Origin of the sequence: uncultured Streptococcus sp. (assembly GCF_963545685.1) — a bacterium.
In the GTDB taxonomy this organism is placed as follows: Bacteria; Bacillota; Bacilli; order Lactobacillales; family Streptococcaceae; genus Streptococcus.
The window spans coordinates 1-5,098 of the sequence record NZ_CAUUKN010000074.1; the positions used below are offsets into that span (position 1 = coordinate 1).

General features: G+C 36.9%; 6 protein-coding genes. All 6 read right to left on the bottom strand.

The annotated features are described in order from the left end of the window. Positions 1–549: GNAT family N-acetyltransferase (locus RWZ99_RS08690; protein ID WP_314678114.1), on the bottom strand; the 549-nt coding region annotated here is incomplete at its 3' end. Between the two features lie 344 nt (positions 550–893). Beyond that, complete coding sequence (gene adhP, locus RWZ99_RS08695; protein WP_314678119.1) at positions 894–1,913, bottom strand: alcohol dehydrogenase AdhP; 1,020 nt, start codon at positions 1,911–1,913, stop codon at positions 894–896. Between the two features lie 161 nt (positions 1,914–2,074). Then, positions 2,075–2,356, bottom strand: a complete 282-nt coding sequence (locus RWZ99_RS08700) for a DUF5960 family protein (protein WP_060971245.1) — start codon at positions 2,354–2,356, stop codon at positions 2,075–2,077. Continuing rightward, positions 2,334–2,711, bottom strand: a complete 378-nt coding sequence (locus RWZ99_RS08705) for a hypothetical protein (protein ID WP_314678123.1) — start codon at positions 2,709–2,711, stop codon at positions 2,334–2,336. The genes RWZ99_RS08700 and RWZ99_RS08705 overlap by 23 nt, the downstream gene beginning before the upstream one ends. Then, complete coding sequence (locus RWZ99_RS08710; RefSeq protein WP_314678125.1) at positions 2,708–4,123, bottom strand: Y-family DNA polymerase; 1,416 nt, start codon at positions 4,121–4,123, stop codon at positions 2,708–2,710. Before RWZ99_RS08710 ends, RWZ99_RS08705 begins: the two co-directional genes overlap by 4 nt. A gap of 112 nt (positions 4,124–4,235) precedes the next feature. Continuing rightward, complete coding sequence (locus RWZ99_RS08715; protein WP_314678126.1) at positions 4,236–5,087, bottom strand: amino acid ABC transporter substrate-binding protein; 852 nt, start codon at positions 5,085–5,087, stop codon at positions 4,236–4,238. Positions 5,088–5,098 lie beyond the last annotated feature (11 nt).

Consider the following 5,098-nt stretch of genomic DNA (forward strand, 5'->3'; position numbering starts at 1 on the left):
CCCATAAATTTCAAAATCATGATATGTTCCATTATAGAACTCTAATTGGGAAATTTCGTTTTCCAGATTAAAATCTAAACTGATTGGTATAAACTTACTTTTAACATTATCAACATCTATATAAATCAAAAGCTTATCAATTTTAAATTTGGATGGAATGATTTTTATTAACTCTTTTAATCCCTGCTTTACAAAACCTTGATTTTCATATTTTTCTGATATCCAATATCCAATTTCGGCTTGACGTTTTTGTAAATCAATATTATGTATATCTATCATCCCTACTTGTTTCTGATCGACGCAAATTGTTAACATAAATAACTCATTGCGCTCCATTTTTTCATGTGCATACTTTATAAACGCTTTTTCATTTTCAATACTTTTTATTTCATCAACCCAAGGAAGCCACATAGCAAGACGTTCTCGTTCAGTAGAAATAATTTCATATAACCCTTCACTATGACTTTCGGATATATATAAAAGTTGGCATTGTTTCCCACGTGATTTAAACTCTGTGAATAGTTCCGAGTCCAAATTGGTAGAATCCATTTCATACTCCTTGTTATAAATTATAATATTCTTTAACTCTTTACTTACGAAAACATTATATCACTTTTTTACTGCTTTGATACTGTCAATAATTTTGTGTAAACACTCAAGTAGAGTTCAAATTCAACAGGAGTGTTTTCTTGTGTCTCATTTTTGGGTGCAGTGCCCAATCGTTCAACGCTTTTTTGTTTTATATCTAAATCAAGTTTTAGACCAATAAAAATTCCATCGACACGATTCTATCAATGGAATTTTGTTCAGATATACTGCTTTCAAAAAGTAGTTTAGCCAGTTTAGACCACCCAACTCCTCATATAGTCATGGTAGCATTGACAGATGTATGCTTACTTAGTGAAATCAAGTACCTTACGTCCTTGAATTTCACCTTTTTCCATTTGATCAAATACCTCTACCGCTGTATCTACAGGAACGGTTTCAACAACTGGTACTACCAAGCCTTGTGCACCGAAGTCAAATGCTTCTTCTAAGTCTTTACGCGTACCTACAAGAGATCCAACAACACGGATACCATCTAGAACTGTTTTGACAATTGAGAGTTCCATGTATTCAGATGGGAGCCCAACGGCAACGACCGTACCGCCGGCACGTACACTATCGACAGCCTGGTTGAAAGCAACCTTAGAAACAGCTGTTACAACAGCACTGTGTGTGCCTCCAGTTTGCTCTTGGATATAGCCTGCTACATCTTCAACTTCTTTACCATTTACAACTAAATCAGCGCCAGATTCTTTAGCCAAATCTAGTTTATCTTGATTGATATCAACTGCTACTACTCGTGCGTTAAAAACTTTCTTAGCGTATTGAATAGCCAAGTTACCTAGTCCTCCAGCACCATAAATAGCTACCCATTGACCAGGTTCAACTTTAGCTTCTTTAATAGCTTTATAGGTTGTAACTCCCGCACAAGTAATAGATGAAGCTTGAGCTGGATTGAGTTCGTCCGGAACTTTTACAGCGTAGTCAGCAGTGACCAAAGCATAGTCACTCATACCACCATCAACACTATAACCAGCATTTTTTACAGACCGACAGAGTGTTTCACGTCCAGTTGTACAATATTCACAGTGGCCACATCCTTCGAAGAACCAAGCGATTGATACGCGATCACCTTTTTTAAGTGTTTCAACCCCTTCGCCAACTTCTTCAACAATACCAATTCCTTCATGACCTAAGATACGACCTGGAACTTGACCAAAGTCTCCATGGGCTACGTGAAGGTCAGTATGGCAAACGCCACAGTATTCAACTTTAACCAAAGCTTGACCATGACCAACTACCGCTGGTTTTTCATGGTCCACAACTTCAACACCTGTGCTTGCTTGATTAACAACAACTGCTCTCATCTTAATTACCTCCATATGATAACTTTTAACACCCTCATTATAGCACTCCCAGAAACAATGTCAACGCTTACATAAAAAGTTTCTCACTCACTGAAAAATTTCTTGAAAGCTCTGACTAGCAATTAAAGACATACTATTTCTTCCGCTGAATGTGATATGATTCAATCATTTCCAAGATATCTATACTGTCTCACGAGTGTCTTGGAATCCAAAAGGCTAACTTCAAAATGGAAATAATGATTGCGTCCGTCTCTAGCATTCTCTTTATTTAATAGAAAATAATTCTTTTGACTAATAGCCATCTCTCTAAGGATATCATCCGTCAAAAAGGTTAAGGGAATATCCATGGCAGAATAGCGATAAAAGTCTTCTTCAAACTTTAAATAGCTATCAGAAAAATAGTCAATTTGAAGTTTATCATCATAAATTTTTCTCTTCTTCATCTATGTTTTCACCCCCCAAACTAATTTCTAATATATCCTTTGTTCGAATACGTTTATGTTGCTTGAAAGATTTTATAGTAACTTGATCAAAATCCAAATCAACTACATAGCCACTAAACCTATAGCGCCTACCTTGATCCTTTATCTGGAAATTCCCCAATAATTGACCCAAATAAAGCTGGTTCAATAAAGTAAACTTCTCTAAATCATCCAAATGATTAGTTAGATTTTCTTTAGTCCTATCTTCATGTAGGGAACTTGTGTGTTCCGACAAGAAAAAGCCCATCCACTTCATCATCCCCCTATCTTGATGTTCCCTAGCTGATTGAAAGGGAAGGTAACTACGGTCTATCATTTTAAGCCATCTAATCCCCCAGCTGAGTGTCCACCAATAAGCTTACTTCGAGCAAGACTCCTAGATGCCTCCTGTAAAGCTGTTGCCTTTTGAATGGTCGTAAAGCCAAATTCCTGACGAATACTATCTATAGCTGACTGAAGCCTTTCTTCTTTATCAATGTCATCTGGATTATCAAATAAAGAAAGAATTTGAATCTTTTCATCTACAAAATTTGCATAAGAAACACTGACACTTCGAACAGCTCCTCCTTGATATTTCTTCCTAAAGAGTGAAATGACATGCCCTATTAGTACTCTTGTATTATTGGCAGGCTCAATCTTCATCTGTGCTTGTAGCGAACGCTTGGCCTCTAACTTTGAAAATCCAATGCTAATGGAAACTTGACAAGCTTTCTTATGGGCTCGTCTTAACCTAATGGCCACCTGTTCTGCCATCTCTCGCAGAATCAATTCAATATCAGCTTGCCGATTATAGTCTCGTGGTAATATTTGCGAATTTCCTAAACCATGTGACTTTGGTTTATAAGGTTTATGAACATTACTCTCATCGATACCATTGGCATGAAAAAAGAGATCTAAGCCCACAATACCTAACTCCTTTTTAAGAGTATCAGGATTGCTATTAGCAAGTTCTCGAATGGAGAAAATTCCCAACTTGTTTAGACGATTCTCCATCCGCCTTCCAATCCCCCAGAAATCTGTCATATGGGGAATATTCCAAACCTTAGTCTCAACATCGTCATAGGACCAATTGGCTCTCATAGTAGCCGTGTTTTTAGCCTCATTATCAAGAGCTAACTTAGCCAATAAGGGATTGCTGTTAGACGTCCCAACTGTCGAGTAAATACCTGTCTCCCTCCAAATATCTCTTTGAATACGCCCTGAAATCATATCTAACTTATCTTTTCTAGTAACAGTCCTATCGGGAATAAAGTAATTCAGTGACGACGTGAGATCAATGAAACCCTCATCAATAGAATAGGGAAGAATATCTTCAACACTGGCATAATTCTGGAAAATGTGTTGAATCTGAATATTCTTTTTTATATAAAGATCCATTCGAGGAGGAACGATAAAGGTAACCTTGGCCCACGATTCTATAAAATCAACAAAATCTCTATCTGTTGGAAGTCCCTGCTTTTTGGCATTATAATAATGAAACTTACGAGAATGAATGTCAAAAGGTAAATCATAAGACCGACTAACATTTGACTTGCCAAAAACCTGCTTAAATATAGGTGAAGACGCTAATATTAAACCATTAGCATTTTCAGCCCGACTCATCACACATAGAGAAGTCTTAAGGGGATGTAACCCACGCTCAACACACTCTACACTCGCATAGAAAGATTTCATATCTACAAAAGCAATATCACTTTGTGGCTCTCTTGAATAATCAAAATATCCCATGCTTACCCCTTCGTTAGTTTATAAACTAACATTAGTATAAATGATAACTTGTTATATTTCAAGTATTTTTCACAAAAAATAACAACATTCTTTCTAGAATGTTGTTATCGTCTTATTTTTTCCCTTTAACTTGGTCTGTTGCGACATCTTCACCAAACCACTTGTTAGAAATCCTTTGGAATTCTCCATTTTTATAAAGGGTTTCAAATCCTTGATTGATTTTTTGGATTAGTGTCTTATCTGCCTTACGAGCACCTACAGCAAAGCTTTCTCCCTCGTAACCAGCAGGCATAACATTATACTGATCCAGAATTCCTGATTTTTCTAGGTAGTAATTAGCATACACACGGTCAATCAATAGGCCATCAATACGTCCACTATCAAGGTCAATCAAAGCTTGTGTAAAAGTCGAATATTGGACAGCTTTTTGATTAGCAACGATATCCTTCAAAATTTTTGGAGAATCATTGAATGCATCATAACCAGAAGACCCTGCTTGGACACCTAAGGTCTTACCTGCCATTCCTGCAACAGAATCAATCCCTGAAGACTTTTTGGTTACCAGTACTTGTTCGTTTACCATATAAGGTTCCGTAAAGTCTACAGACTGCTTACGTTCATCTGTAACCGAGTAACCATTCCAAATGAGATCGATCGTCCCATTCTTCAATTCAGTTTCTTTCATATCCCAGTCAATCGCTTGCCACTCAACATCGATGCCATATAATTTAAAAACTGCAGTAGCCAAGTCAATATCAAAACCAATATAGCTACCATCCTTTTCCTCATATCCCATAGGAACAAAGGTGGCATCAAAACCAATTTTGATTTTCTTTTCTTTGGTATAGGTTTGCCACTGGTCTTTCTGAGTTGCAAAATGTGAGCGCGAGCTACAAGCTGATAGCGCAAACAAAGGCAAAATGACAAGACAGGCTAGCAAAACTGTTTTCACTATTTTTTTCATAGAAAATCCTC

Excerpts from the sequence above, each read along its gene's own strand:
- adhP (WP_314678119.1), bottom strand. The coding sequence starts at position 1,913 with ATGAGAGCAGTTGTTGTTAATCAAGCAAGCACAGGTGTTGAAGTTGTG.
- RWZ99_RS08700 (WP_060971245.1), bottom strand. The coding sequence starts at position 2,356 with ATGAAGAAGAGAAAAATTTATGATGATAAACTTCAAATTGACTATTTT.
- RWZ99_RS08705 (WP_314678123.1), bottom strand. The coding sequence starts at position 2,711 with ATGATAGACCGTAGTTACCTTCCCTTTCAATCAGCTAGGGAACATCAA.
- RWZ99_RS08710 (WP_314678125.1), bottom strand. The coding sequence starts at position 4,123 with ATGGGATATTTTGATTATTCAAGAGAGCCACAAAGTGATATTGCTTTT.
- RWZ99_RS08715 (WP_314678126.1), bottom strand. The coding sequence starts at position 5,087 with ATGAAAAAAATAGTGAAAACAGTTTTGCTAGCCTGTCTTGTCATTTTG.